This window comes from uncultured Tenacibaculum sp., from assembly GCF_947504135.1.
In the GTDB taxonomy this organism is placed as follows: Bacteria; Bacteroidota; Bacteroidia; order Flavobacteriales; family Flavobacteriaceae; genus Polaribacter.
On the sequence record NZ_CANNGG010000005.1, the window covers coordinates 1 to 25,023 of the forward strand.

General features: G+C 32.7%; 23 protein-coding genes and 2 tRNA genes. 20 read left to right on the forward strand and 5 right to left on the reverse strand.

Annotated elements, in window-relative coordinates; all coding sequences use genetic code 11:
- Positions 1–2: 2 nt before the first annotated feature.
- The 6 genes from Q0663_RS10675 (at position 3) to Q0663_RS10700 (ending at position 4,373) form a co-directional block, all read left to right on the forward strand.
- Positions 3–76, forward strand: a tRNA-Asp gene (locus Q0663_RS10675).
- Between the two features lie 42 nt (positions 77–118).
- Positions 119–192: transfer RNA gene (locus Q0663_RS10680), tRNA-Asp, on the forward strand.
- A 260-nt stretch (positions 193–452) separates the two neighbouring features.
- Entirely contained in the window at positions 453–1,277 is an 825-nt protein-coding gene (locus Q0663_RS10685) for a prephenate dehydratase (protein ID WP_299010748.1), read from the forward strand.
- Positions 1,274–2,416: an aminotransferase class I/II-fold pyridoxal phosphate-dependent enzyme gene (locus Q0663_RS10690; RefSeq protein WP_299010750.1), complete on the forward strand. Its 1,143-nt coding sequence runs from the start codon at positions 1,274–1,276 to the stop codon at positions 2,414–2,416. Before Q0663_RS10685 ends, Q0663_RS10690 begins: the two co-directional genes overlap by 4 nt.
- Positions 2,416–3,279, forward strand: coding sequence for a prephenate dehydrogenase (locus Q0663_RS10695; RefSeq protein ID WP_299010752.1), 864 nt, complete (start codon positions 2,416–2,418; stop codon positions 3,277–3,279). Before Q0663_RS10690 ends, Q0663_RS10695 begins: the two co-directional genes overlap by 1 nt.
- Positions 3,280–3,290: 11 nt before the next feature.
- A complete protein-coding gene (locus Q0663_RS10700; RefSeq protein ID WP_299010754.1) occupies positions 3,291–4,373 on the forward strand; it encodes a bifunctional 3-deoxy-7-phosphoheptulonate synthase/chorismate mutase type II in 1,083 nt (360 codons plus the stop codon).
- A gap of 27 nt (positions 4,374–4,400) precedes the next feature.
- On the opposite strand, the gene Q0663_RS10705 is transcribed toward Q0663_RS10700, so the two are convergent.
- Positions 4,401–4,877 (reverse strand): hypothetical protein, encoded by a 477-nt coding sequence (locus Q0663_RS10705; RefSeq protein WP_299010757.1) that lies wholly within the window; start codon positions 4,875–4,877, stop codon positions 4,401–4,403.
- Positions 4,878–4,943: 66 nt separating this feature from the next.
- Between Q0663_RS10705 and rsgA the strand changes: the two genes are divergently transcribed.
- The 5 genes from rsgA to Q0663_RS10730 all read left to right on the forward strand — a co-directional run bounded on the left by rsgA (position 4,944) and on the right by Q0663_RS10730 (position 8,499).
- Positions 4,944–5,885, forward strand: a complete 942-nt coding sequence (gene rsgA, locus Q0663_RS10710) for a ribosome small subunit-dependent GTPase A (RefSeq protein ID WP_299010760.1) — start codon at positions 4,944–4,946, stop codon at positions 5,883–5,885.
- Positions 5,886–5,978: 93 nt separating this feature from the next.
- Positions 5,979–6,431, forward strand: a complete 453-nt coding sequence (gene dtd, locus Q0663_RS10715; protein WP_299010763.1) for a D-aminoacyl-tRNA deacylase — start codon at positions 5,979–5,981, stop codon at positions 6,429–6,431.
- Entirely contained in the window at positions 6,432–7,076 is a 645-nt protein-coding gene (locus Q0663_RS10720) for a TatD family hydrolase (RefSeq protein ID WP_299010766.1), read from the forward strand.
- Positions 7,073–7,789 carry a tRNA threonylcarbamoyladenosine dehydratase gene (locus Q0663_RS10725; RefSeq protein ID WP_299010768.1) on the forward strand — a complete coding sequence of 239 codons (717 nt, stop codon included), beginning with the start codon at positions 7,073–7,075 and terminating at the stop codon, positions 7,787–7,789. The genes Q0663_RS10720 and Q0663_RS10725 overlap by 4 nt, the downstream gene beginning before the upstream one ends.
- A gap of 68 nt (positions 7,790–7,857) precedes the next feature.
- Positions 7,858–8,499, forward strand: coding sequence for a YceI family protein (locus Q0663_RS10730; RefSeq protein WP_299010771.1), 642 nt, complete (start codon positions 7,858–7,860; stop codon positions 8,497–8,499).
- Between the two features lie 51 nt (positions 8,500–8,550).
- Here Q0663_RS10730 and lipB read toward each other — a convergent pair whose 3' ends face one another.
- Positions 8,551–9,255, reverse strand: a complete 705-nt coding sequence (gene lipB / locus Q0663_RS10735; RefSeq protein ID WP_299010773.1) for a lipoyl(octanoyl) transferase LipB — start codon at positions 9,253–9,255, stop codon at positions 8,551–8,553.
- Between the two features lie 155 nt (positions 9,256–9,410).
- On the opposite strand from lipB, the gene Q0663_RS10740 reads away from it, so the two are divergent.
- Both Q0663_RS10740 and Q0663_RS10745 read left to right on the forward strand, forming a co-directional pair.
- Entirely contained in the window at positions 9,411–12,293 is a 2,883-nt protein-coding gene (locus tag Q0663_RS10740) for a reprolysin-like metallopeptidase (RefSeq protein WP_299010776.1), read from the forward strand.
- A gap of 166 nt (positions 12,294–12,459) precedes the next feature.
- Positions 12,460–13,074: a deoxynucleoside kinase gene (locus Q0663_RS10745; protein ID WP_299010779.1), complete on the forward strand. Its 615-nt coding sequence runs from the start codon at positions 12,460–12,462 to the stop codon at positions 13,072–13,074.
- On the opposite strand, the gene Q0663_RS10750 is transcribed toward Q0663_RS10745, so the two are convergent.
- Entirely contained in the window at positions 13,066–13,800 is a 735-nt protein-coding gene (locus Q0663_RS10750; protein WP_299010782.1) for an RNA methyltransferase, read from the reverse strand. The genes Q0663_RS10745 and Q0663_RS10750 overlap by 9 nt on opposite strands.
- A 71-nt stretch (positions 13,801–13,871) precedes the next feature.
- Between Q0663_RS10750 and Q0663_RS10755 the strand changes: the two genes are divergently transcribed.
- From Q0663_RS10755 to folK, 6 genes are all read left to right on the forward strand, one after another.
- Complete coding sequence (locus Q0663_RS10755) at positions 13,872–16,325, forward strand: BamA/TamA family outer membrane protein (RefSeq protein ID WP_299010785.1); 2,454 nt, start codon at positions 13,872–13,874, stop codon at positions 16,323–16,325.
- Positions 16,326–16,418: 93 nt separating this feature from the next.
- Positions 16,419–17,477, forward strand: coding sequence for a class II fructose-bisphosphate aldolase (fbaA, locus tag Q0663_RS10760; RefSeq protein WP_299010787.1), 1,059 nt, complete (start codon positions 16,419–16,421; stop codon positions 17,475–17,477).
- A gap of 51 nt (positions 17,478–17,528) precedes the next feature.
- Positions 17,529–18,386 carry an acetyl-CoA carboxylase, carboxyltransferase subunit beta gene (accD, locus tag Q0663_RS10765; RefSeq protein ID WP_299010790.1) on the forward strand — a complete coding sequence of 286 codons (858 nt, stop codon included), beginning with the start codon at positions 17,529–17,531 and terminating at the stop codon, positions 18,384–18,386.
- A gap of 130 nt (positions 18,387–18,516) precedes the next feature.
- Complete coding sequence (gene rpsO / locus Q0663_RS10770) at positions 18,517–18,786, forward strand: 30S ribosomal protein S15 (protein WP_299010793.1); 270 nt, start codon at positions 18,517–18,519, stop codon at positions 18,784–18,786.
- A gap of 187 nt (positions 18,787–18,973) precedes the next feature.
- Positions 18,974–21,202, forward strand: coding sequence for a polyribonucleotide nucleotidyltransferase (locus tag Q0663_RS10775; RefSeq protein WP_299010797.1), 2,229 nt, complete (start codon positions 18,974–18,976; stop codon positions 21,200–21,202).
- Between the two features lie 278 nt (positions 21,203–21,480).
- Positions 21,481–22,611: a 2-amino-4-hydroxy-6-hydroxymethyldihydropteridine diphosphokinase gene (gene folK / locus Q0663_RS10780; protein ID WP_299010801.1), complete on the forward strand. Its 1,131-nt coding sequence runs from the start codon at positions 21,481–21,483 to the stop codon at positions 22,609–22,611.
- Between the two features lie 27 nt (positions 22,612–22,638).
- Here the strand turns inward: folK and gldC are convergent, their stop codons facing one another.
- Positions 22,639–22,977, reverse strand: a complete 339-nt coding sequence (gene gldC, locus Q0663_RS10785) for a gliding motility protein GldC (protein ID WP_299001378.1) — start codon at positions 22,975–22,977, stop codon at positions 22,639–22,641.
- Entirely contained in the window at positions 22,977–23,939 is a 963-nt protein-coding gene (gene gldB / locus Q0663_RS10790; RefSeq protein ID WP_299010804.1) for a gliding motility lipoprotein GldB, read from the reverse strand. Before gldB ends, gldC begins: the two co-directional genes overlap by 1 nt.
- Before the next feature lie 92 nt (positions 23,940–24,031).
- On the opposite strand from gldB, the gene nadE reads away from it, so the two are divergent.
- Positions 24,032–24,820 carry an NAD(+) synthase gene (nadE, locus tag Q0663_RS10795; RefSeq protein WP_299010811.1) on the forward strand — a complete coding sequence of 263 codons (789 nt, stop codon included), beginning with the start codon at positions 24,032–24,034 and terminating at the stop codon, positions 24,818–24,820.
- The last annotated feature ends 203 nt before the right edge of the window (positions 24,821–25,023 follow it).

A 25,023-nucleotide genomic window follows, 5' to 3' on the forward strand; every position in this document is an offset into this window, starting at 1 on the left:
ACGGTCTGGTAGTTCAGCTGGTTAGAATACATGCCTGTCACGCATGGGGTCGCGGGTTCGAGTCCCGTCCAGACCGCTAAAGTTTCTCTAAAACATATAACATATTGCTTAAAGCAACGGTCTGGTAGTTCAGCTGGTTAGAATACATGCCTGTCACGCATGGGGTCGCGGGTTCGAGTCCCGTCCAGACCGCAAAAAGCTTCTCAAAGTGAGAAGCTTTTTTCTTTTTTACACTTTTTTAAAAAAAATTTGGTTTAGTTAAATTTATTTCTAAGATTTGTTCCGTACAAAGAACACAAATACAATGATGTTACAAAACGTATGGCAAGGTTTCTATTTTTACTTTTACTTTTTTAGTAAGAGACGAGACTTTGTATCATATTGTTAACCTAACAAAAGACATATACCCAATCAAAGTCTCGAATTTATCGAGGCTTTTTTTTTGATGTAAAATGAAAAAAATAGCCATTCAAGGAATACAAGGAAGCAACCACCATATTGTTGCAAACAACTACTACGGAGATAACATCAACCTACACGAATGTTTATCTTTTGATGTATTGGTTGATAGCCTTGTTAATTCAAGAAGTGAGCAAGCAATTATGGCTTTAGAAAACACCATAGCAGGCTCAATCATACCCAACTATGCCTTGATTGACAAGTACAACTTGCATATTTCTGGCGAGTATTACTTGTCTATACATCATCATTTAATGGCGTTGCATAACCAACAGATTGAAGATATTACTGAGGTTTGTTCGCATCCGATGGCATTACTACAATGTAAAGAATTTTTCAAACAACATAAACACATTAAGTTAGTTGAAGATGTTGACACTTCTGCTGTTGCAAAAAGAATCGCGGATCAACAATTAAAAGGAGTTGCAGCAATTGCACCTAAAATGGCTGCTGATATTTTTAAATTATCAGTTATTGAAGATGAAATTCAAACGATTAAAAACAACGCAACTCGTTTTGTATTTCTTCAAACAAGTCTTCCAAAAAATGGTAAAAGTGAAATCAATAAAGCTTCATTAAAATTTGAACTAGATCACAAAAGAGGAAGTTTAGCTACAGTACTAAATGTAATGAGCGACTGTAAATTAAACCTTACTAAAATACAATCGTTACCCAAAATCGAAACACCCTGGAAGTACTCTTTTTTCGTAGACGTAACTTTTGAAGCATATGAAGATTACGAAAAAGCAAAAGCCATTGTACAAATTATAGCAGAAGAATTTAAAATATTAGGCGAATACAAAAACGGAAGATTATGATACAGTTTGCTAACAGACTACAAACCGTACAGGAATACTACTTCTCTAAAAAATTACAAGAAGTACGTCAATTAATTTCAGAAGGTAAACCAATCATAAATATTGGAATTGGTAGTCCTGATTTACAACCTCCAACATCAGTATTGAAAGCTATTCAAGATAGTTTACAAGATACTGGAGCACATAGTTATCAGAGTTATCAAGGCTTACCTGAATTTAGACAAGCTGTTTCAAGTTTTTATCATAAAAACTATCAAGTTAGCATTAATCCTGCTAACGAAGTACTTCCTTTAATGGGAAGTAAAGAGGGAATTATGCATATTTCATTGGCTTTTTTAAACGAAGGAGATCAGGTATTAATTCCTAATCCAGGATACCCAACCTATAGTTCTGTGACCAATTTATTAGGAGGAGAACCTATTTTTTACAAGTTAGAAGAGGCTACTAACTGGCAACCTAACTTTGAAGCTTTAGAAAAACTCGATACTTCAAAAATAAAGTTGATGTGGGTAAATTACCCACACATGCCAACAGGTGCTGATGCTACCAAAGAAACTTTTCAAAAATTGATTGACTTTGGAAAAAAACATAACATAGTTATTGTAAATGACAATCCGTATAGCTTTATATTGAACGAGCACCCTCAAAGTATTTTACAAATTGAAGGAGCTAAAGATATTGCTCTAGAATTAAACTCGGTAAGTAAATCTTTTAATATGGCAGGGTGGCGTGTTGGAATGCTATTAGGAAAACATGAATTCTTAACTGAAATTTTAAAAGTAAAAACTCAAATGGATTCAGGTATGTTTTATGGAATTCAAAAAGGAGCAACAAAAGCGTTAGAGCTAGACAAAGACTGGTTTACTCAGCTAAACAACACCTATAAAAAAAGGCAAAAACTAGTATTTGAGTTAGCAGAAAAATTAGGATGTACCTACGATAAAAACGCATCTGGAATGTTTGTTTGGTGCAAACTTCCTGATGGAAAAACATCTGAAGAAATGATTGATGATTTACTATATAATAAACACATCTTCGCTGCTCCAGGAACCATTTTTGGTAATCAAGGAGAAGGCTATATTCGTTTCTCATTATGCATTCCAGAAGAAAAAATTAACGAAGCAATCAACAGAATATAATGAACGTATTTATCATAGGACTAGGATTAATCGGCGGAAGTTTTTCCCTAGATATTCAGCAAGAATTTAAAAACGCTACTATCTATGGAATTGATTCCAACGAAGAACATGGAAATCTTGCTTTAGAAAGAGGAATCATCCATCAAAAAGCGACTTTTTCAGAGCTATCAAATGCAGATGTAGTTATTATTGCTATTCCTGTAGATGTTTCACAAGAGATTATTTTGAAAACATTAGATAACGTTTCTGATACTTGTTTGGTTTTCGATGTAGGTTCGACTAAAGAACTTATTTGCGATGCTGTTAAAAATCATCCGAAACGAAGAAATTTTTTAGCAACACATCCTATTGCCGGAACTGAATTTTCAGGACCCAATGCAGCATTGACAAATTTATTTAGAAATAAAACTAATATTATTTGTGAGGTAGAAAAAACAGCTTTCAAATTACAGGAAAAAGCATTAGATATATTTTCAAAATTAGGAATGCGTATTCGATACATGGATCCAAAATCGCACGATAAGCATATAGCCTATGTATCACATTTATCACATATCAGCTCTTTCATGTTAGGTAAAACAGTTATTGAAAAAGAGAAAAACGAGCGTGATATTTTTGATATGGCTGGTAGTGGATTTGCTTCTACTGTGCGTTTAGCAAAAAGCTCGCCTGCAATGTGGACACCTATTTTTAAACAAAACAAAGAAAATGTTATTGAGTCTCTGAATGAATATATTCATAACTTACAACAATTCAAAACTTTATTAGAAAACAACGATTTTCCAGAAATACACACAGAAATGGAAAACACAAATTATATAAAACAAATTTTAAACGGAATTTTAGAGGTTGTACCTCAATAATAAAAACTAAAATGGAGAATACAAAAGAGTTAAGAACATGGTTAGATGCTTTCGGGTTAGGGCATCCATTAGTAATTGCAGGACCTTGTAGTGCCGAAACCGAAGAGCAAGTATTAAAAATTGCACACGAATTAAAAGATACCGATGCTACTGTTTTAAGAGCTGGTATTTGGAAACCTCGTACCAGACCAGGCAATTTTGAAGGTGTTGGTGCTTTAGGATTAAAATGGTTACAAAAAGCAAAACAAGAAACAGGAATGTTAATTGCTACAGAAGTAGCCAACAAAGATCACGTAAAACTTGCAATTGAGCACGACGTAGATATTTTATGGATTGGTGCTCGTACTACCGTAAGTCCTTTTATTGTTCAAGAGATTGCAGATGCTTTAGAAGGGACAGATAAAATCGTACTAGTAAAAAATCCTGTAAACCCTGATTTACCACTATGGTTAGGTGCCATAGAACGTTTATATGCCAAAAACATTAAAAAACTAGGGGTCATCCATAGAGGTTTTTCTACTTATGAGAAAACCCGATATAGAAACAACCCTGAATGGCAAATTCCTATTGAATTGCAAAACCGTTTCCCTGATTTACCATTGATTTGTGATCCGTCACACATCGCTGGTCGTCGTGATATTATTTTCGATGTTTGTCAAACTGCCTTAGATTTAAACTTTGATGGTTTAATGGTTGAAACACATTACGATCCTGATAATGCTTGGAGCGATGCAGCTCAACAAATCACACCTAAAACTCTAGTACAAATGATGGTAGACTTAAAAGTTAGAAAAGCCACAGATACAGAAACTGAGTACAGAAATGCTTTAAATACGCTACGTACTCAAATTGACGTAGTAGATCATCAACTCATTGAAATCTTAGGAAAGCGTATGAAAATAGCAGACTCAATTGGTCAGTTAAAAAAAGAGAAAAACGTCGCTATTTTACAAACTAGACGATGGAACGAAATCTTAGGTAAAATGATATTAGAAGGACAAGATAGAGGACTAAGCGAAGAGTTTGTTCTTAAAATGTTTAAGGCAATACACCAAGAAAGCATCAATCATCAAGAAAAAATCATTAACTCATAAAAAAAAGCGCCTAGTGGCGCTTTTTTTTTATTTTTCAACAGACTCTGAAGTCTTAACCTCTCTTTTAAAAATATAACGTGTTATAAAAATTCCGTTACTATCTCCTTTTCCTCCATAACTCTCTACTCCACTATTAGAAAAAGCCAATTCCCAACCATTTTTTGCCATATCATTAAGCTTAGAGGTAATCACTGCATCATTTGCTACAATATTCTGAAAACGAATTCCTCCAATATTAAAGAAGTTTAACAATTTTGTTTCTTCGAAATTTTTAACTCTAATTTCCGATCTTTTCGACTTGTTTCTTTCGTCACTTTCTTCTGATCTTCCAGAGGTATAATCTTCAAAATTTCTCTCTTCGTCTGATGAAATTAACCTAGATCTTCCCAAACCATTTGGTACTATAGACTCAACACTTGTTATAACCTTATATTCATATGTTTGCGCAATGGCCGAAACATAAGACAATCCAATAAAACAAATAGATAATAATAGTTTTTTCATAATAAATTTTTAAAATTAAGGCACGAATATATTATTTTTTTTATGAATAATCCGCATCTTTGTTTTATGACAGGAACGGTTTATAAATCTACAGGAAGTTGGTATTGGGTAAAGTCTAAAGGCGAGCTATACAAGTGTCGTATTAAAGGAAAATTCCGTATTAAAGGAATCAAAAGTACAAACCCTATCTCTGTAGGTGATATTGTTGATTTTTCTTTAGAAACCAATAATGATGAAGAAACGGGTTTAATTACCAACATTCACGAGCGTAAAAATTTTATTGTTCGTAAATCGGTTAATTTATCAAAACAAACTCATGTAATTGCTTCTAATATTGATCAAGTATTTCTGTTAATTACGATAGACAACCCTCCTACGTTTACCACATTTATCGATCGTTTTTTAGTTACTGCCGAGGCTTATTCAATCAAAACTATTTTAGTTTTTAATAAAATTGATTCGTATGAAATTGAGCAGCGTGCCGAAATTTTGTATTTAAAAGATATTTATGAAGCCATCGGTTACGAATGCATTGAAGTTTCCGCGACTAAAAACATCAATATTGATAAAATAAAAGAGATGATGACAGGCAAAGTAAGTATGTTTGCAGGTCATTCAGGAGTTGGAAAAACAACCTTGGTTAACGCTATTGAACCTTCTTTAAATCTAAAAACAAAAGAAATTTCTGAACAACACAAACAAGGGCAACATACTACTACATTTGCCGAAATGTTTGATTTAAGTTTTGATGCTCGTATTATAGACACTCCCGGAATTAAAGGTTTTGGTGTAGTTGACATGGACAAAGATGAATTAGGCGATTATTTTCCTGAGTTTTTTGCTTTAAAACAAAACTGTAAATTCAATAATTGTATTCACATAAACGAACCACAATGTGCTGTAAAAGAAGCCTTAGAAAATGAAGAAATTGCATGGTCTCGTTACAAGAGTTACCTACAAATTCTAGAAGGCGAAGAAGAACATTATAGAACTGATATTTGGGAGTAAAATTTAGCTCTTTACTCTTAGTCCATAGCTATTTTAAACTTTAAAACTTTTAATTTGTCAACAATCTAAAAATCCAATAATCTAAATTATAGAATGAAAGCAGTAATTCAACGCGTTTCAAAAGCTAGCGTTACTATTGAAGGTGAAAGAGTAGCTAAAATACAACAGGGACTTTTAATTTTACTTGGAATTGTTAATGAAGATAATCAAGAGGATATTAAATGGTTATCAAACAAAATAGCTAACCTCCGTATTTTTAATGATGATGAAGGTGTTATGAATAAATCTTTGCTTGATATTAATGGAGAAGCAATCGTTGTAAGTCAATTCACCCTACATGCTTCTACTAAAAAAGGGAATCGCCCTAGTTATATCAAAGCTGCTAAACCTGATGTTGCTATCCCTTTATATGAAAAATTTGTTCAACAGCTTGAAGTTAATTTGGAAAAAAAAGTGCAAACTGGTCAATTTGGTGCTGACATGAAAGTAGAATTACTAAATGACGGGCCTGTAACTATTATTATAGACACCAAAGACAAAGTGTAATTGCAATTAATCGATATTCATACACATACTTCATCTACTCAAAAAGATGTTTTTTCTATAGAAAATAAATATCCTAGTTCAACCAATTTTAGCAAACCCTTTTCTATTGGAATTCACCCTTGGTATATTTCTGAAAATTCTTTGCAAAACGATTTGAAAATTGTTAAAGAGCAACTAAGTTCGCAAAATTGTTATGCTGTAGGCGAATGTGGATTGGATAGAATAACCGAAACAGATTTCTCTCTTCAATTAGAAATTTTTAAGCAACAAATTCAGCTTTCTGAAAAATACAGTAAACCTTTAATCATTCATTGTGTAAAGGCTTTTCAGGAAATTATTCAGTTGAAAAAAGAAATGAACCCAAAACAACCTTGGATTATTCATGGTTTTAATAGAAAAGACCAAATTGCGCTCGATTTGATACGGCATCAAATATTTCTATCCTTCGGAGAGGGTTTATTAAAAAACGAGAGATTACAAGAAACATTTTCTAAACTTCCTTTAGGGTTTCTTTTTTTAGAAACTGATGCTTCTGAAGAACATATTGAAAACATATACAACATTGCTAGCGAACTAAGAAAAACCGAAAAACAAGAAATTATAAATATTGTAAAACAAAATTTTAGTAGAATTTTTAAAAGATGAATTGGTTAGAGCGTACCGAATTATTGGTTCAAAAAGAAGGGATAGAAAAAATTAAAAATGCCAATATTTTAGTTGTTGGATTAGGTGGAGTTGGATCGTTTGCTGCAGAATTTATTGCACGAGCAGGTGTTAATAAAATAACCATTGTTGATGGTGATGTTTTTGACAAAACAAACATAAATCGTCAACTACCGGCACTACATAGCACCATTGGAAAATCAAAAGCAAAAACAATAGCGGATAGACTTAAAGACATTAATCCAGATATTGAATTAACTGTTTTAGAAGAGTTTTTGTCGCCTGAAAGAGCTTTTGAAATAGTAACTCCAGATTATGATTACGTGTTAGATTGTATTGATAGCATTTCTCCAAAAGTTAACTTAATTGTAGCTGCACGCAGAAAAAAAGTAAAACTTATTAGCTCTATGGGAGCTGGTGGAAAGTTGGACGCATCAAAAGTAAAAGTAAAAGACATTAGCAAGACCAAGCATTGCAAAATGGCAAAAACTTTGCGTAAACGTTTAACAAAACTAAAAGTTGACAAAGGTGTAAAAGCTGTTTACTCTGAAGAAATTCAAATTCCTGAAAGTTTAAAACTTACCGATGGAATCAACTATAAAAAATCATATTACGGAACTATGAGTTACATGCCTGCAGTATTTGGCTTACAAGCTGCTTCACATGTGATTAATCACCTCTTAACAAAAAAATAAATTCCATGGAAATTATTTTTTTTTATTACATTTGTAACCAATTAATAATCATTATTAAAAACTCAAAGATGAAAAAAACAATTTTAGCTATTGCTTTTATAGCAATGGGAGCTGTTGCTTGTAAAACAGAGAAAAACAAAACTGCTGTTAGCGAAGAAAAAGAAGTAGCAAAAACAGAAAATATCATTAACGCATACAAAGCAAACGTTGCTGAATCTGTAGTTACTTGGAAAGGAAGTAAACCAACTGGTTCTCACAACGGTGTTGTAAGTTTAGAAAAAGGAATTTTAGAAATTGAAAACGGAGCTGTAAAATCTGGTGAATTCGTTATCGATATGAACACTATCGTTTGTGAAGATTTAAAAGCTGGAGACGGTAAAGAGAAGTTAGAAGGTCATTTAAAAAATGCTGATTTCTTTGATGTTGAAAAGTTTCCAACTGCTAAGTTTGAAGTATCTGGTTCTGAAGTAAAAGAAGGAAAAGTTCACGTTACTGGTAACTTAACTTTAAAAGATGTTACTAAGAGCATTACTATTCCTGCTACTATTACTGAAGCTGAGGACGCTGTTACTTTTAAAAGTGATGTTTTTAGCATTGACAGAACTGACTTTGGTGTAACTTACAAGTCTAAGAAAATTGATGCTGCTTTAAAAGACAAGTTCATCAACGATTTAATGGAAATTTCTTTCGAAGTTAAGGCTAAAAAATAATTTTAGTTTTCTATAGAAACTAAAAAGGGTTGACAATTGTCAACCCTTTTTTTATGCTTTAATAAATTCCTCTACTTCAAACAACTCTTTGAAATGTTTCAGAATTTTTTCTTTCACTTCTTCCTCCGGTATTTTTCTTCCCAATTCCACTTCCATAGAAGTTACTGCTTTACCACGAATTCCACAAGGAATTATATTATCAAAGTATCCTAAATTAGTGTTTACATTTAATGCGAATCCATGCATGGTTACCCATCTACTCGCGCGAATTCCCATTGCACAAATTTTTCTAGCAAACGGTGTTCCAACATCTAACCAAACTCCAGTTTCTCCTTCACTTCTTTCAGCTTTAATACCATATTCAGCAATTGTTAAAATGATAGATTCTTCTAACAAACGTAAATACTTATGAATATCGGTAAAGAAATTTTCTAAATCTAAAATTGGATACCCAACTATTTGTCCAGGGCCATGATAGGTAATATCTCCTCCTCTATTAATTTTATAAAAAGTAGCTTCTTTTTCTTTTAGCTTCTCTTCATTCAATAATAAATTACTGATATCTCCAGATTTTCCTAGCGTATATACATGCGGATGCTCAACAAATAAAAAATAATTTGGAGTTTCAATCCCCCCTTCACCATTCCTCTTTTCTCTTTTTAACGAAACTATATTATCTAACAAACTTGTTTGGTAATCCCATGTTTCTTTGTAATCTTTTTTTCCTAGATCACTAACTCTTACTTTTTTATTCATAAATTAGGCGTCTAAATAGCCCTACAAAGGTAGGGAAAATTAAACTTTTACTGTTATATATAAGACTTATCAATAACTAAATCATGTCGAAAAGAAACTCCCTTCTCATATTTTGCATTTTACTTTTTTCAACTTCTGGTTTGTTCTCTCAACAGATGTGGACGAAAACATCTAACGAAACAATTAGGCTTCAAAAAAAAGAAGTACTTGCTACTAAAGTTTCTCCGATTCAACACCTATTAATGAGGTTAGATTTAGAGAAGTTTACAAGTGTTTTATTAAACTCAAAAGCTAAGAACACTTCTAATGAAAAAGTAATAATGCTTCCTAATGCGAATGGAGATATTCAACGCTTTTTAGTAAAAGAAACCTCATATTTAGCTCCAGAATTGTCAGCAAAATTTCCACAAGTAACATCTTTCTCTGCGCAAGGGATTGACGATACTTCATCTACAGCTAAAATAAGTATTGGAAAAGATGGTGTGCATGTTATGTTATTCACCTCAAATGAGGGTACTGTTTATATTGACCCTTACACAAAAGACCATAAAGAGTATGTCGTTTATAAAAAAGGAGAACTTGCTTCTTTAGAAGATGACTTCTCGTGTAAACTTGAAAATACTGTTCAAAAAAATAGTTCTTCTTCCTTACAAAGCAGAAATGCTAATGATGGAACATTAAGAACTTTTAGAACTGCTATTGCTTGTACTGGGGAATATGCACAATTCCACATAAATAATCAAGGTGTATTACCGACCGCTAGCGAAACAGAAAAAAAAGCTGCTGTGTTATCTGCTATGAATACTACGATGACTCGTGTTAACGGTATTTTTGAAAGAGATTTAGCCGTGAAAATGGTTCTTGTTAACAACAATGATGAGTTAATTTTCTTAGACGCTGAAACTGATGGATTATCAAACGATGATGCAAACTTCTTAATAGATGAAAGCCAAGTGAAATGTGATGCTATTATTGGAGACACAAATTATGACATCGGACATACCTTTAGCACAGGAGGTGGAGGATTAGCCCAATTAAATTCTGTGTGTGAAACTGGATATAAAGCCCAAGGAATAACAGGTAGAAGTCAACCAATAGGTGACGGATATGCTATTGATTATGTAGCTCATGAAATAGGGCATCAATTTGGTGCTACGCATACATTTAACAACTCTTGTAGCGGTAACAGAAGTCCTATAACTGCTGTTGAACCAGGAAGTGGATCAACCATTATGGCTTATGCGGGTATTTGCTCACCAAACATACAAGGAGCTAGCGATGATTATTTTCACGCTGTTAGTATTGCTCAAATGTGGGAACACATACAAGGATCGGGTAGTTGTGCTAGTACTTCTAACACTGGAAATACCGCTCCTACAGCTACCGCAGGAAACAGTGTAAACATTCCTAGATCTACACCTTTTGTTTTAAAAGGACAAGCTACTGATGTTGACGGAACAGCTTCTTTAACCTATACTTGGGAACAAATTGACAACGAAATAGCAACCATGTCTCCATTAGCTACTAATACTGGTGGGCCAATGTTTAGATCTTTATCGCCGTCAAATTCTCCTGATAGGTATTTTCCTGCTCTTTCAACTGTGGTAAATGGAAGCACTTCTACTACATGGGAAGTTCTTCCTTCAGTAGCAAGAGAATTAGATTTTGCTTTTACAGTTAGAGATAACCATGCAGGAGGAGGTAGTACTGCAAGAGATGATATAAAAATTACCGTTGTAGATACTGAACCTTTTACAGTAACAAGCCCTAGTTCTGTAGTTTCTTGGGGAACAGGAGCTACACAAACGATTACTTGGAACAAAGGAACTTCTGACCAAGCTCCAATCAATTGTGCTAGTGTAAATATTAGGCTTTCAACAGATGGTGGTCAAACTTTTCCAATCGTTTTAAAAAGTAACACTCCAAATGACGGATCAGAAAACATTGTTATTCCTGATACCCCTACTACGTCTGCAAGAATCTTAGTAGAAGCAGCTGACAACGTTTTTTTCAATGTAAATAATACCAACTTCACCATTTTTCAAGCCGACCCTACGTTTTCAATTTCTAACACCACTGGTGATTTATCTGTATGTAAAGTAGCAACAAATGAGCTTGTTTTTAATTTTGATTACGTGGCTTTATATGGTTTTACTGAAACAATTACCCTTTCAACCACTGGAACACCAACAAACGCTTCAGCTACATTAAGCACAACAACTTTAAGCACAAGTGGTAATTTTACACTAACCTTAAATAACCTCGGTGAAGTTACCAATGGAGACCATACAATTACAGTCACAGCAACCTCACCAACAACTACAAAATCAGTAAATATTCTATTAAATGTGAATGACAGTTTATGTAATTCTTCTGGAAACACAGAGTCACAAATAAGTATTACAAATGTTACATTTAACGGTATTAACAATGATTCTAACAAAACCAATGGCTATTCTGATTTTACAGCTATAGATACTCAAGTAGTACGAGGTGAAACTTACGAATTAACAGCAACCGTCAACGCTGCAGGCAATAGCAATGTAAATACTTTTGCTTGGATAGATTGGAATCAAAACTGTACATTCGATACTAATGAAACCTACGAAATAACATCAAACACTGTGAGTATTGCAGTTCCTGAAGATGCTCCGTTAGGTTCAGTAATTATGAGAGTTTCGGTAAAACCTGATTCAGATCCGAATTCTTGTGGATTAAATTTTAATGGCGAAGTAGAAGATTACACTATTACCGTTGAAGAACAATTTGCAACTGACAACAGTTTATTTAAAGATCTCCAAGCATATCCTGTTCCTTCCAACGGTAGCTTAACGGTAAGCTTTAGAGTAAAAGATAAAAACGCTACCATTATCCGTTTATTTGATTTTAGAGGACGCCTGATTGAATCCCAAAAATTTTCAACAATCTCTAGTTCTTTTAATAGAGTGGTTAACTTTAATAAAGCAGCTAGTGGACTTTATCTTATGCAAATTGAAAATGCTGGAAAACAAACTACAAGAAAAATTACTATTCGATAGTGTTTTTCTCATTATATGACAAAAAAGCGAGCTAATTAGCTCGCTTTTTTATTTGATTTTTCATTCATTTTTAAATCTTCTTTCTTAATTCCTTTTTTTATGTAATTTTACCATCCCCTGAACTGGCATTGCCAGTAATATTAAAATCATTATTACACAAATAGTTATGCACGTAGCAATTGCCGGAAACATAGGCGCAGGAAAAACCACTTTGACTAAATTATTAGCAAAACACTACAATTGGGAGGCTCATTTTGAATCAGTTGATGAAAACCCTTACTTAGATGATTTCTACGGTGAAATGGAGCGTTGGTCTTTTAATTTGCAAGTATACTTCTTAAATAGCCGTTTTCGTCAAGTCTTAGAGTTACGTAAGTCAGGTAAAAAAATAATTCAAGATAGAACCATTTACGAAGATGCTCATATTTTTGCTCCAAACCTGCATGCAATGGGACTTATGACTAACAGAGATTTCGGTAACTATTCTTCATTATTTGAATTAATGGAAAACTTAGTAACTCCTCCTGATTTATTAATTTATTTGCGTGCAGATATTTCTACTTTAGTAGGTCAAATACATAAGCGTGGTAGAGAATATGAAAACTCTATTAGCATTGACTATTTAAGCCGATTAAACGAGCGCTACGAAGCTTGGATTAGTCAATACAATAAAGGAAAACTATTAATTATTGATGTTGATAATTTAGACTTTGTAGACAATCAAGAAGATTTAGGGTATGTAATCGACAGAATCGACGCTCAAATAAACGGATTATTTTAATCCTCTTTTAAACTCACTTAATAGAATAGCTGTTGCAGTAGCTACATTTAAGCTTTCAGTTTGTTGCAAATCACCAAATCTTGGAATGGTTAACGCCTGCTTTACTGTTTGAGCTATTTCAGGTGAAATTCCGTTAGCTTCATTTCCCATAACTAATACTGCTTTTTCTGGTAATGACGATGTGTATATATTCTCGCCGTCCATATCAGCAGTAAAAACAGGGAGTTTACTATTTGATAAAAAATCTTGTAAATCTACATACGAAATATTTACTCGTGTTAAAGACCCCATGGTAGACTGCACTACTTTTTGATTGTAACAATCAACTGTGTTTTTTGAACAAACTAATTCAGTAATTCCAAACCAATCACATAAACGAATGATGGTTCCTAAATTCCCAGGATCGTTAACTCCATCTAAAGCAACCATAAATTTACCTTGATTGATTTCTTTTTCCTTCGGAATTTTAAATAATCCTAAAACTTTATTCGGACTTTTTAGCGTACTTACCTTTTTTAATTCGTTTTCAGAGATTAATATTGTCTCACATTTTTTTGAAACTTCAAAAGATGCATCTACAGAAAATACGCATTCAACCTCTAGTGACGATGCTAACAACTCATTTACCACTTTCACTCCTTCCGCAACAAATAATTGATGCTTCTGTCTATACTTTTTTTGCTGTAAACTAGTTATTATCTTTATGTTGTTTTTAGATAAGCTCATTAAATTATTTTTAACACTCTAAAACCACTAAAAAATAGTATTTTTGATTCTTAATACGAGGCGTAAAGTTAATGAAAAAACTTTCTTTCTTCTTTTTATTAGTAGTCTTATTCAGTTCGTGTAGCACGATTAAATATGTTAAAGAAAATGAATTATTACTGGCAAAAAACACCGTTTATATTGACAGTGTAAAAAGTTCAAGTGAAAACATTTCTGAATTACTAATACAACGTCCTAATGCCAAGGCTTTAGGAATGCCTTTATCGTTACATTTTTACAACCTTGGAAACCCTGAAGCTCCAAAAACACCTAGTGAGTGGGGAAAAAAGCATCAAAAAACTTATAATTTTATTAGCGATGTTTTTTCTGAAAAGCAAAGTATTTCGGTTGCTAAAACTTTCATAAGATTCAATAACTGGTTTTTAACTAGCGGACAAGCTCCTGTCATTATAGATGATAAAAAAACAAAAAAAACAGTAGAGAATTTAGGAGCATACTTCTTAACAGAAGGTTATTTTAGAGCAAAAGTATTTTCAAAAAGAGACACTATAGGTAAGAGAAAAGGAGAAATAAGCTATCATATAACCAAAGGAAACCCCTCGCTTATAGATACTATTAAAACTTTTATTACTTCTCCTGTTTTAGATTCTTTATATCAATCGACTAAAAACAATAGTCATTTAAAATCAGGAGCTCAATATAAAGACAACAACTTCATAAAAGAAGCTAATCGATTGGTAAAACTTTTTAGAAACAAAGGTATTTATCATTTTAATGAAAACTACATTTCCTTTGAAATTGACACTTTAAAAAACTATGAAAAGTCAAATGTGGATGTAGAAATTTCAGAAAGATCAACCCCTTTTCAAGTTCAAAAAATTAAAAAAGTTAATGTTTATACAGATTTCGCTTATAACAAACGTAATTCTAAACATAAGGACACTACAAACTATTACGGAATTGATTTTTATGCACTTCGTAAATTAAAATATAACCCTAAGTATTTATCTCAATCTATCTTTATAAAACCTAACACGGTTTATAGTGACTCTCTTAGAAATTTAACTCGAATACATTTAAGAGGTTTAAAAAACTTCAAAGCTACTTCTATCAGATATAATGAATTGAGTGAAGACGAACTGGAAGCTAACATTTATTTAACTCCTATCGAAAAATACACATTGGGATTTGAGTCTGAGCTATCTCGTTCTAATATTCGTAACTTTGATGTTTCTTTAAAATTCTCTTTAACTAACAGGAACACTTTTAAAGGTGCTGAAATCTTTAAATTTTCAACCTTTGGTTCCTATTTTAATTCAAACAATGGTCCTGGTTGGGAAATAGGTTCTGACATTTCATTAGAAGTCCCTCGTTTTATGGCTCCTTTTGGTTTGCACAAACTAGTTCCTAAAAGAATGTTTCCGAGAACTAAATTCTATTCAGGTATCGGATTTCAAAAAAATATTGGTTTAGACAAACAAAATATTTCTGTTGGAATTGATTATAAATGGGATTTTGACGCTAAAAAATCTATTCAATTAGAAATATTAAACACACAATACATTAGAAATTTAAATGTAGATAATTACTTTTCTATCTACAATTCTGAATATCGAAAATTAGACGAAGTAGCCACAATTTTTGATCCTTCTTACACTTTACCAGGAAACTCAGCTGCGAATTTTAATCAAATAGTAGGGTTTATGAGAAATGTGCTTACAAACACTTCTTTTGCAAGCTCTAATCCTACCGAATATCAAAACGTACTTAACATTGCAAATAGATTTAATATTATTACCTCTGACTTCTTAATTCCTGAAATTGCTTATGGGTACACATATAACAATCAAGAAAGTGTTAAAGATGCTAGCTTTTCATTCTTGAAAATTAGGGTTGCTAACTCTGGTAACTTCATGGGACTGTTATCTAAGAACAAAAATAGTTTAGGTCAAAAAACAGTATTTAAAATTCCCATAGCACAATATTTTAAAACCGATATTGAATATAAAAAATACTGGGATTTAGGTGATAATAACCTACTTGCACACAGAACTTTTCTAGGAGCAATTTTTACGTACAATAATTCTGAAATTCCGTTTTCTCGTAGTTATTTTGCTGGTGGCTCTAATGACATAAGAGCTTGGAGAACTTATGATTTAGGTCCTGGTACAAGAACTCCTGTATTAGAGTACAATATTGGAAGTTTAAAATTTTTAACTAGTTTCGAATATCGATTTAATGTTTTTGGCTCTCTTAAATCAGCTTTATTTGTTGATGCTGGAAATATTTGGGATATCACCAACTCTAGTTTAGTTGATGACCCTTCTAAATTTAAAGGAATCAAATCGATTGAAGATATGGCTGTAGGGGCTGGTTTTGGGCTTCGCTATGATTTTAAATTTTTAATTGCCCGATTAGATTTAGGCTTTAAAGCACACGAACCATACCTTACTGGTAATAGATGGTTTAGAAACTTTAATTTCAGTAACTCAGTGTTAAATATTGGTATCAATTACCCTTTTTAATAAACTACTTTCTATCAAAAATTTATCGCAACTTATAAAAAAAGTGTAGATTTGTTCCCTAATTTTGTAACATACAACTAATAAAAAATAAAGATGATTAAACCTGGAGTTGCCACCGGAAAAGAAGTTCAAGCTATTTTTGAATTAGCTAAGCAAAAAAACTTTGCTTTGCCAGCTGTTAATGTCGTAGGATCTAATACTATTAATACTGTTTTAGAAACAGCTAAAGAACTTAACTCACCTGTAATTATCCAGTTCTCTAACGGAGGTGCTCAATTTAATGCAGGTAAAGGCTTATCAAACGAAAATGAAAAAGCTGCTATTGCAGGTGCTGTAGCAGGTGCAAAACATATACATTTATTAGCAGAAGCTTACGGGATTCCTGTAATTTTACATACCGATCATGCTGCTAAAAAATTATTACCTTGGATTGATGGTTTATTAGATGCAAGTGAGCAATTTTATAAAGAAACAGGAAAACCTTTATACAGTTCTCACATGATTGATTTAAGTGAAGAACCTTTAGAAGAAAACATTGAAATTTGTAAAGAATACCTTGCTCGTATGAGTAAAATGGGAATGACTTTAGAAATTGAATTAGGAATTACTGGTGGTGAAGAAGACGGTGTTGACAATTCTGATGTAGATGTATCTAAATTATACACACAACCTGAAGAAGTAGCTTACGCTTATGAAGAATTAATGAAAGTAAGCCCTCAGTTTACTATCGCTGCTGCTTTTGGTAACGTGCACGGAGTTTACAAACCAGGAAATGTAAAATTAACTCCGAAAATTTTAAAGAACTCTCAAGAGTATATTTCACAAAAGTATAATGTACCTCACAATACAATCGACTTTGTATTCCACGGAGGTTCAGGTTCTACTTTAGAAGAAATTCGTGAAGCTATCGGCTATGGAGTTATTAAAATGAATATCGATACTGATTTACAATATGCGTTCACCGAAGGTGTTCGTGATTATATGAAAGAAAAATCTGCATATTTGCAGTCTCAAATCGGTAACCCTGAAGGAGATGATGTCCCTAACAAAAAACATTACGACCCTCGTAAATGGTTACGTGAAGGAGAACAAACTTTTAAAGCTAGATTAAAGCAAGCTTTTGAAGATTTAAATAATGTAAACACATTATAAAATTCTTTGAAAAAAGAAAAACCAAACAACTAAAGATTAAAAGACTAAATTATGGCTTGGTTTAAACGTACAGACAAAGGGATTCAAACCCCAACAGAAGAAAAGAAAGACACACCTAAAGGCTTGTGGTACAAAACCCCAAGTGGAAAGATAATTGACACCGATGAACTTAAAAAGAACCTATATGTAAGTCCAGAAGACGGATACCATGTACGTGTAGGAAGTAAAGAATATTTTGAAATATTTTTTGACGATAATAAGTTCACAGAAATAGCACCAAAATTATCAGCTAAAGATCCTTTAAAATTCGAGGACACTAAAAAGTATCCTGAAAAATTAAAAGCGGCTCAGAAGAAAACTGGTTTAAAAGACGCTGCTCGTGCTGCCGTTGGTAAATCAAATGGAAAAGATTTAGTAATTGCTGCTATGGACTTCTCTTTTATCGGTGGTTCAATGGGTAGTGTTGTTGGTGAAAAAATAGCACGTGCTATTGATCATTCACTTGAACATAAAATTCCTTTCTTAATGATTTCTAAGTCAGGAGGAGCGCGTATGCAAGAAGCATTAATTTCTTTAATGCAATTAGCTAAAACTTCTGTAAAGTTAGCTCAGTTAGCAGAAGCTAAAATCCCGTACATTTCATTATGTACCGATCCTACAACAGGAGGAACAACAGCTTCTTTTGCAATGTTAGGAGATATTAATATTGCTGAACCAAATGCTTTAATTGGGTTTGCAGGACCTCGTGTAGTAAAAGATACTACGGGTAAAGATTTACCAGAAGGTTTCCAACGTTCAGAATTTTTATTAGAACACGGTTTCTTAGACGCTATCTACGAAAGAAAAGACTTAAAAAAACAGGTAAACTTGTATTTAGACTTAATACAAAACCAACCTGTAAGAGTATAACAAAAAAAGCTAGCATTTGCTAGCTTTTTTGCTTTGTAACTTTTTCGTTACCATTCAAAAAAATAATCGTACATTTGCATCTTCAATGTAAATGCATTGAGTACATAATAATCATTTAAATAATATTGGCATGTATTTAACAAAAGAAGTTAAAGAACAAATCTTCGCAAAACACGGTAAAGGAGCAAATGATACTGGTACTGCTGAAGGACAAATCGCGTTATTTACGCACAGAATCAACCACTTAACTGAGCACTTAAAGAAAAATCGTAAAGATTTCAACACAGAGCGTTCGTTAGTACGTATGGTAGGTAAGCGTAGAAGCTTGTTAGATTATCTAAAGAAAAAAGATATCAACAGATACCGTGCGATTATTAAAGAATTAGGAATTAGAAAATAATTCTACAAGAAAAGAGGCTCTATAAACGTGCCTCTTTTTTATTTTTACATGAAGTTTATTTCTGACTAACAAACAGAAATTTATATATAAAAAGCTCAAAATTACTAACAACAATTTTGATTTTCCATTGGAGCAACAACAACACAACAGCAAACAAAAACGAATTAAAATTTAGAAGAATTAATTTATGATTCCAAAAGTATTTAACCAAGTAATAGAGCTTGGAGATGGAAGAACCATCACATTAGAAACAGGAAAATTAGCAAAACAAGCAGATGGTTCTGTTGTTGTAAGAATGGGAGATACAATGTTATTAGCAACAGTTGTATCAGCAAGAACTGCAAACCCAGGTATTGACTTTTTACCATTAACGGTAGATTACCGTGAAAAATTTGCCGCTGCGGGTCGTTACCCTGGTGGGTTTATGAAACGTGAAGCACGCCCTTCAAACGAAGAAATTTTAACAATGCGTTTAGTAGACCGTGTATTACGCCCGCTATTCCCAAAAGATTATCACGCAGAAACTCAAGTGATGATTCAATTAATGTCTCATGATGAAGAAGTAATGCCAGATGCTTTAGCTGGTTTAGCTGCTTCTGCTGCTATTCAATTATCAGACATTCCTTTTGAAGCACCAATTTCTGAAGTACGTGTAGCAAGAATTAACGGGGAATTTGTCATCAACCCAAGTTATACTCAATTACAAGAGGCTGACATTGATATGATGATTGGTGCTTCTGCTGACTCTGTAGCTATGGTAGAAGGTGAAATGAAAGAAATTTCAGAAGAAGAAATGGCTGACGCAATTAAATTTGCACACGAAGCTATTAAAGTACAATGTGCTGCTCAAGTTGCTTTAGCTGAGGCTGCAGGTAAAAAAGAAACTCGTGAATATGAAGGTGAAAGAGAAGATGAAGAATTAGCTCAAAAAATTCATAATGCAGCATATCAAAAATGTTATGATATTGCTAAAAAAGGTACTTCTAAACAAGAAAGAGGTTTAGCTTTTTCTGAAGTTAAAGAGGAAATTACCGCTACGTTTACCGAAGAAGAATTAGAAGACTTTGGAGACTTAGTTGGAAAATACTTTAACAAAGCACAAAAAGCTGCAGTTAGAGACTTAACTTTAAACGAAGGTTTACGTTTAGACGGACGTAAAACTACTGATATTAGACCTATTTGGTGTGAAGTAGATTATTTACCAAGAACTCATGGTTCTTCAATCTTTACACGTGGGGAAACTCAAGCATTAGCTACTGTAACTTTAGGTACTTCTAGAGATGCTAACATGGTAGATTCTCCAACACTACAAGGTGAAGAAAAGTTCTACTTACACTATAACTTCCCTCCTTTTTCAACTGGTGAAGCACGTCCTTTAAGAGGAACGTCTCGTCGTGAAATTGGTCACGGAAACTTAGCTCAAAGAGCTTTAAAAGGAATGATTCCTGAGGATTGCCCATACACTGTTCGTGTTGTTTCTGAAGTATTAGAATCTAACGGTTCATCTTCTATGGCAACTGTTTGTTCTGGTACTATGGCATTGATGGATGCTGGTGTTCAAATGAAAAAACCAGTTTCTGGTATTGCAATGGGATTAATTTCTGACGGTGATCGTTATGCTGTATTATCTGATATTTTAGGTGATGAAGATCACTTAGGTGATATGGACTTTAAAGTAACAGGTACCGCTGACGGTATTACTGCTTGTCAAATGGATATTAAGATTAAAGGATTATCTTATGAAATCTTAGTAAACGCATTAAAACAAGCTCGTGATGGTCGTTTACACATCTTAGAGAAGTTAACTGATACTATTGAAACTCCTAATGAAGATGTAAAAGCTCACGCACCTAAAATGGTGAATAGAGTAATTCCTAACGATTTAATTGGAGCGTTTATTGGACCTGGTGGAAAACACATCCAAGAGTTACAAAAAGAAACAGAAACTACGATTGTTATTAACGAAGACCCTGTTACAGAAGAAGGAATTGTTGAGATTTTAGGAACAAACCAAGAAGGAATTGATAAGGTTATTGCTCGCATCGATTCAATGATGTTTAAACCTGAAAAAGGTTCTGTATATGAAGTAAAAGTAGTGAAGTTATTAGATTTTGGTGCTGTTGTAGAATATACTGAAGCTCCAGGAAATGAAGTTTTACTACACGTTAGCGAATTAGCTTGGGAACGCACAAACAACGTAACTGACGTTGTTAATTTAGGAGATATTTTAGATGTAAAATACTTCGGAATTGACCCAAAAACACGTAAAGAAAAAGTATCTCGTAAAGCCTTATTACCTAAACCAGAAGGTTATGTAGCAAGACCTCCTAGAGATAACAACAAAGGAAGAGATAATCGTAATCGCGATAATCGTCGTGACGATAGAAAACCTAGACAAGATAAAAAAGAATCATAAAAATTCTTTAGATATAAAAAAGCAACCTTATAAGGTTGCTTTTTTGTTTTTATATACTTCTTTAAATGAAGAAAGGCTGCTAAAATTAGCAGCCTTTAACTTAGAGTTGTTTCAGATCATTCCCCAATAATCATATAAAAATCTTACTCTATAAAGAAATCCACTATTATAACAGTTGAAAAATAAAATACCCTACCCTTTTTTAAAAAATTTATTTAAATAAAAAATCTTTTTTTAGCTTTTGTTTTTTTAGTTTTAGTTTTCTTTGCATCCCATTCATGAAAATACAACGAATTACATACATTTCTATAGGAACCAATCAAGGTAATAAGCTTGTGAATATTCAACAAGCAATTAACTTAATTGCCGATAAAGTGGGTGCTGTATTAAAAGTAGCGTCTGTATACGAAACAGCTTCATGGGGTTTTGATAGTAATAATTTTTACAATACTTGTATTAAAGTTTCAACATATTTACCTCCAGAGCAATTAATACTTAAGTTACTTTCTATAGAAAAAGAACTTGGAAGAACTCGAAAAAATTCTGAAGGCTATTCTGATAGGTTAATTGATTTGGATATTTTATTATTTGATGATGAAATTATTTTCTCTAAAACCTTAATCGTACCACATCCAAGAATGTTAGAACGTAAATTTGCTTTAGTTCCTTTGGTTGAAATTGCTCGTAATGTTATTCATCCAATAGAAAAAAAGCATTTATATGTTTGTTTAGAAAATTGCGCAGACACTTCTGATATTACCAAATTGGATGTAAAACTAGAAAGACCTATCCCTATTACCGAAAAGTATAACTATATAGCTATTGAAGGTAATATTGGTGCAGGAAAAACATCTTTAGCAAATATGATGTCTGACGAATTTAATGCTAAAATCGTGTTAGAACGTTTTGCAGACAATCCGTTTTTACCAAAGTTTTATAACGACAATGAACGCTATGCTTTTCCTTTAGAAATGAGTTTTTTAGCAGATCGATACCAACAACTTTCTGATGATTTAGCACAGTTTGATTTATTTAAAAACTTTATTGTTTCTGATTATTATATTTTTAAATCGCTAATTTTTGCTCAAGTCACTTTACATAGTGATGAATATAAGTTGTATAGAAAAATGTTTGATTTAATGTATAAAGAAATTACAAAGCCTGATTTGTATGTCTACTTATACCAAAATACCGAACGTTTGTTAGAAAACATTAAAAAACGTGGACGCGATTACGAGCAAAATATAGAAGGAAGTTATTTACAAAAAATCCATGATGGGTATAGCAACTTTATCAAAACACAACCCGATTTAAATATTCTAATTGTTGATGTTTCTGATTTGGATTTTGTAAACAATCTTGATGATTATGAAACTATCATTAATAAAATAAAAAATTATAACGCATAAAAAAAGCAGCTTTAAAAGCTGCTTTTTTTATTTCTGAATTAACTCTAGCTTTTCAGCAAAGTAATCACAAAAATCGCGCATGGTTGCACTCATTTTTTCGTCGTTTGTAGCTCTTTCAAACGAATTCGCCATAGAAACTAAGGTTTGATGAAAAAACTGCTTCATTTCGTCTACAGGCATATCTTTTGTCCATAAATCCATACGTAATGTATCTTTTTGTTTATGATCCCAAACAGACAGCATAATTGCTTTTGAAGCTTCATCTTTTATACCTCCGTCTTCTGCATTCCAAGTAATTTCTTCTGGAATTCTGTTTTCGTCTAATCCTACTTTAAATGTAATCTTTGATGTATGTTTAACCGCCATTATCTTTTTGGTTTGTATCCTGATTTTTTGAAGATTTCCTCTTCACTTGTTTGTAATAATTGATGCAAAGATACGTCATTCTTTTGCATATACGAACGTACTATTTGCCAACCAACCCACTCACCTATTCTTCCTGGTGATTGGTTGTCTTCTTCCATATAAAACTTAGAAAAAGGTGCCAAGTCTAAAAAACGTTTATCTACATCCTTACTGGTACTATACAACAAATCTTTCTCTATAAAATACATCCAAATTTGCTCTTCATTACTTTTAGCCCAATCTAATTTAGTTTGTGAATACCCTATTTTAATCGCATCTGGAATAGTTGGTAAATAAGCATCTAACAAATACATTTTCTTTCCGCGATAAATCATTTTATCAATAAAACTTCTCGCTGTACTTGGTAGCATTTGCTTACCAACAATAGCTTTCGCTACGTCTACCACAATATGTTCTTTGGTATTATTCTGTTTTACATAATCAGGATAATCGTTGTAAAACTCGTGTTTTCCTCCTAAGTAAGCATCTAAAGAAATTAACAGTAAACTATCGGTATAAACAATTCGATTGTTGTAATCAATATTTGTTAGCATGGTAACTACTTTCGGACTCACAAACTTCGGATTGTAATATTTTACATGTTTGAATAGCGATGTTAACTCCTCTTTTTCTTTATTGATTTCAGAAAAAACTTTTTGGGTTTCAGCAAATAATTCTTGCTCATCTTTATTATTAATCTTGTTTATCCAAACACTATCAGGTTGTGGAGGAAAAAGCATCGGATATTTTTCTTTTGTCTTATTTAATTCGTTTGGTTTAGTTGTATAAAAATCAACATCAAAACGTTCTATTTCTACATTAGCCTCAATATTTGATACATCTATATTTAACTTATTACTTCCTCCCTTTTTACACGAAAAGCTAACCACAATAAAGGTAAGCAGCGCTAAAATTTTTCTCATGAACTTTAGTATATTTACATTCTAAATTACAACGTCGAAATTACTAAATTAGTTTTTACCACTTAACTGTAAACTCTTAAAATATCACAAAAATGAACACTCCTAAAGTTGCAGAACATATTGTAAATTGGTTAAAAGAATATGCTACAAATGCCAAAGTAAATGGCTTTGTTGTTGGAATTTCAGGAGGAATTGACAGTGCTGTTACCTCAACTTTATGTGCTAAGACTGGTTTACCTACCTTGTGTGTAGAACTACCAATTCATCAGGCTGAAAGTCAAGTAAACAGAGGAAATGAACATATTAAACAATTACGTGAGCGTTACAGTAATGTGAGTGAAGCTGAAGTAAATTTGACCTCTACTTTTGAAGATTTTAAGACTGTAGTTCCTCAAGTTGAATCTTCTCCGACAGTTGATTTAGCTTTAGCGAATACTCGCGCTCGTTTACGAATGACTACGCTATATTATTTTGCTGGTTTACACGGTTTATTAGTGGCAGGTACTGGTAATAAAGTAGAAGATTTTGGTGTAGGTTTTTACACTAAATACGGTGATGGCGGTGTCGATTTAAGCCCAATTGCCGACTTAGTTAAATCAGAAGTATATGAATTGGCTGCATATTTAGATGTTCCTTCTTCTATTCAAAAAGCGCAACCTACTGATGGTTTATTTGGTGACAGCAGAACAGATGAAGACCAAATTGGAGCTTCATACGATGAACTAGAGTGGGCTATGGAAATGCAAGATGCTGGAAAAACTGAAAATGATTTTTCTGGTAGAGAGTTAGAGGTGTATAAAATATACACTCGTCTTAACCGAATTAATCAGCATAAAATGATCCCTATTCCTATCTGTGAAATTCCTAAAGAATTAAAGTAAATTAACCAACATCATTTGTCGTTTAATTCTTTGGTAAGCACTCTTTTTATGCCCGTTAGAAATATTAAAAGGTAATATAACTAGCAATCTAATTAATTCTAGAATTTGTAACATCTTTCTCATTTTTCTTTAATTTCTTATTCTTTTCGCCGTTAAAGTTACAAAAAAAATGTTAAAAAAGCTTAAAATCCTACATAATTAGT

What these genes read in the sequence shown, in the direction of transcription:
- Q0663_RS10725 (WP_299010768.1), top strand. Translation starts at nt 7,073, where the DNA reads ATGAATTGGTTAGAGCGTACCGAATTATTGGTTCAAAAAGAAGGGATA.
- nadE (WP_299010811.1), top strand. Translation starts at nt 24,032, where the DNA reads ATGAACACTCCTAAAGTTGCAGAACATATTGTAAATTGGTTAAAAGAA.
- Q0663_RS10775 (WP_299010797.1), top strand. Translation starts at nt 18,974, where the DNA reads ATGATTCCAAAAGTATTTAACCAAGTAATAGAGCTTGGAGATGGAAGA.
- Q0663_RS10730 (WP_299010771.1), top strand. Translation starts at nt 7,858, where the DNA reads ATGAAAAAAACAATTTTAGCTATTGCTTTTATAGCAATGGGAGCTGTT.
- Q0663_RS10705 (WP_299010757.1), bottom strand. Translation starts at nt 4,877, where the DNA reads ATGAAAAAACTATTATTATCTATTTGTTTTATTGGATTGTCTTATGTT.
- Q0663_RS10740 (WP_299010776.1), top strand. Translation starts at nt 9,411, where the DNA reads ATGTGGACGAAAACATCTAACGAAACAATTAGGCTTCAAAAAAAAGAA.
- lipB (WP_299010773.1), bottom strand. Translation starts at nt 9,255, where the DNA reads ATGAATAAAAAAGTAAGAGTTAGTGATCTAGGAAAAAAAGATTACAAA.
- dtd (WP_299010763.1), top strand. Translation starts at nt 5,979, where the DNA reads ATGAAAGCAGTAATTCAACGCGTTTCAAAAGCTAGCGTTACTATTGAA.
- folK (WP_299010801.1), top strand. Translation starts at nt 21,481, where the DNA reads ATGAAAATACAACGAATTACATACATTTCTATAGGAACCAATCAAGGT.
- gldC (WP_299001378.1), bottom strand. Translation starts at nt 22,977, where the DNA reads ATGGCGGTTAAACATACATCAAAGATTACATTTAAAGTAGGATTAGAC.
- Q0663_RS10755 (WP_299010785.1), top strand. Translation starts at nt 13,872, where the DNA reads ATGAAAAAACTTTCTTTCTTCTTTTTATTAGTAGTCTTATTCAGTTCG.
- Q0663_RS10685 (WP_299010748.1), top strand. Translation starts at nt 453, where the DNA reads ATGAAAAAAATAGCCATTCAAGGAATACAAGGAAGCAACCACCATATT.
- Q0663_RS10745 (WP_299010779.1), top strand. Translation starts at nt 12,460, where the DNA reads ATGCACGTAGCAATTGCCGGAAACATAGGCGCAGGAAAAACCACTTTG.
- Q0663_RS10750 (WP_299010782.1), bottom strand. Translation starts at nt 13,800, where the DNA reads ATGAGCTTATCTAAAAACAACATAAAGATAATAACTAGTTTACAGCAA.
- Q0663_RS10690 (WP_299010750.1), top strand. Translation starts at nt 1,274, where the DNA reads ATGATACAGTTTGCTAACAGACTACAAACCGTACAGGAATACTACTTC.
- rsgA (WP_299010760.1), top strand. Translation starts at nt 4,944, where the DNA reads ATGACAGGAACGGTTTATAAATCTACAGGAAGTTGGTATTGGGTAAAG.
- accD (WP_299010790.1), top strand. Translation starts at nt 17,529, where the DNA reads ATGGCTTGGTTTAAACGTACAGACAAAGGGATTCAAACCCCAACAGAA.
- Q0663_RS10700 (WP_299010754.1), top strand. Translation starts at nt 3,291, where the DNA reads ATGGAGAATACAAAAGAGTTAAGAACATGGTTAGATGCTTTCGGGTTA.
- Q0663_RS10695 (WP_299010752.1), top strand. Translation starts at nt 2,416, where the DNA reads ATGAACGTATTTATCATAGGACTAGGATTAATCGGCGGAAGTTTTTCC.
- gldB (WP_299010804.1), bottom strand. Translation starts at nt 23,939, where the DNA reads ATGAGAAAAATTTTAGCGCTGCTTACCTTTATTGTGGTTAGCTTTTCG.
- fbaA (WP_299010787.1), top strand. Translation starts at nt 16,419, where the DNA reads ATGATTAAACCTGGAGTTGCCACCGGAAAAGAAGTTCAAGCTATTTTT.
- rpsO (WP_299010793.1), top strand. Translation starts at nt 18,517, where the DNA reads ATGTATTTAACAAAAGAAGTTAAAGAACAAATCTTCGCAAAACACGGT.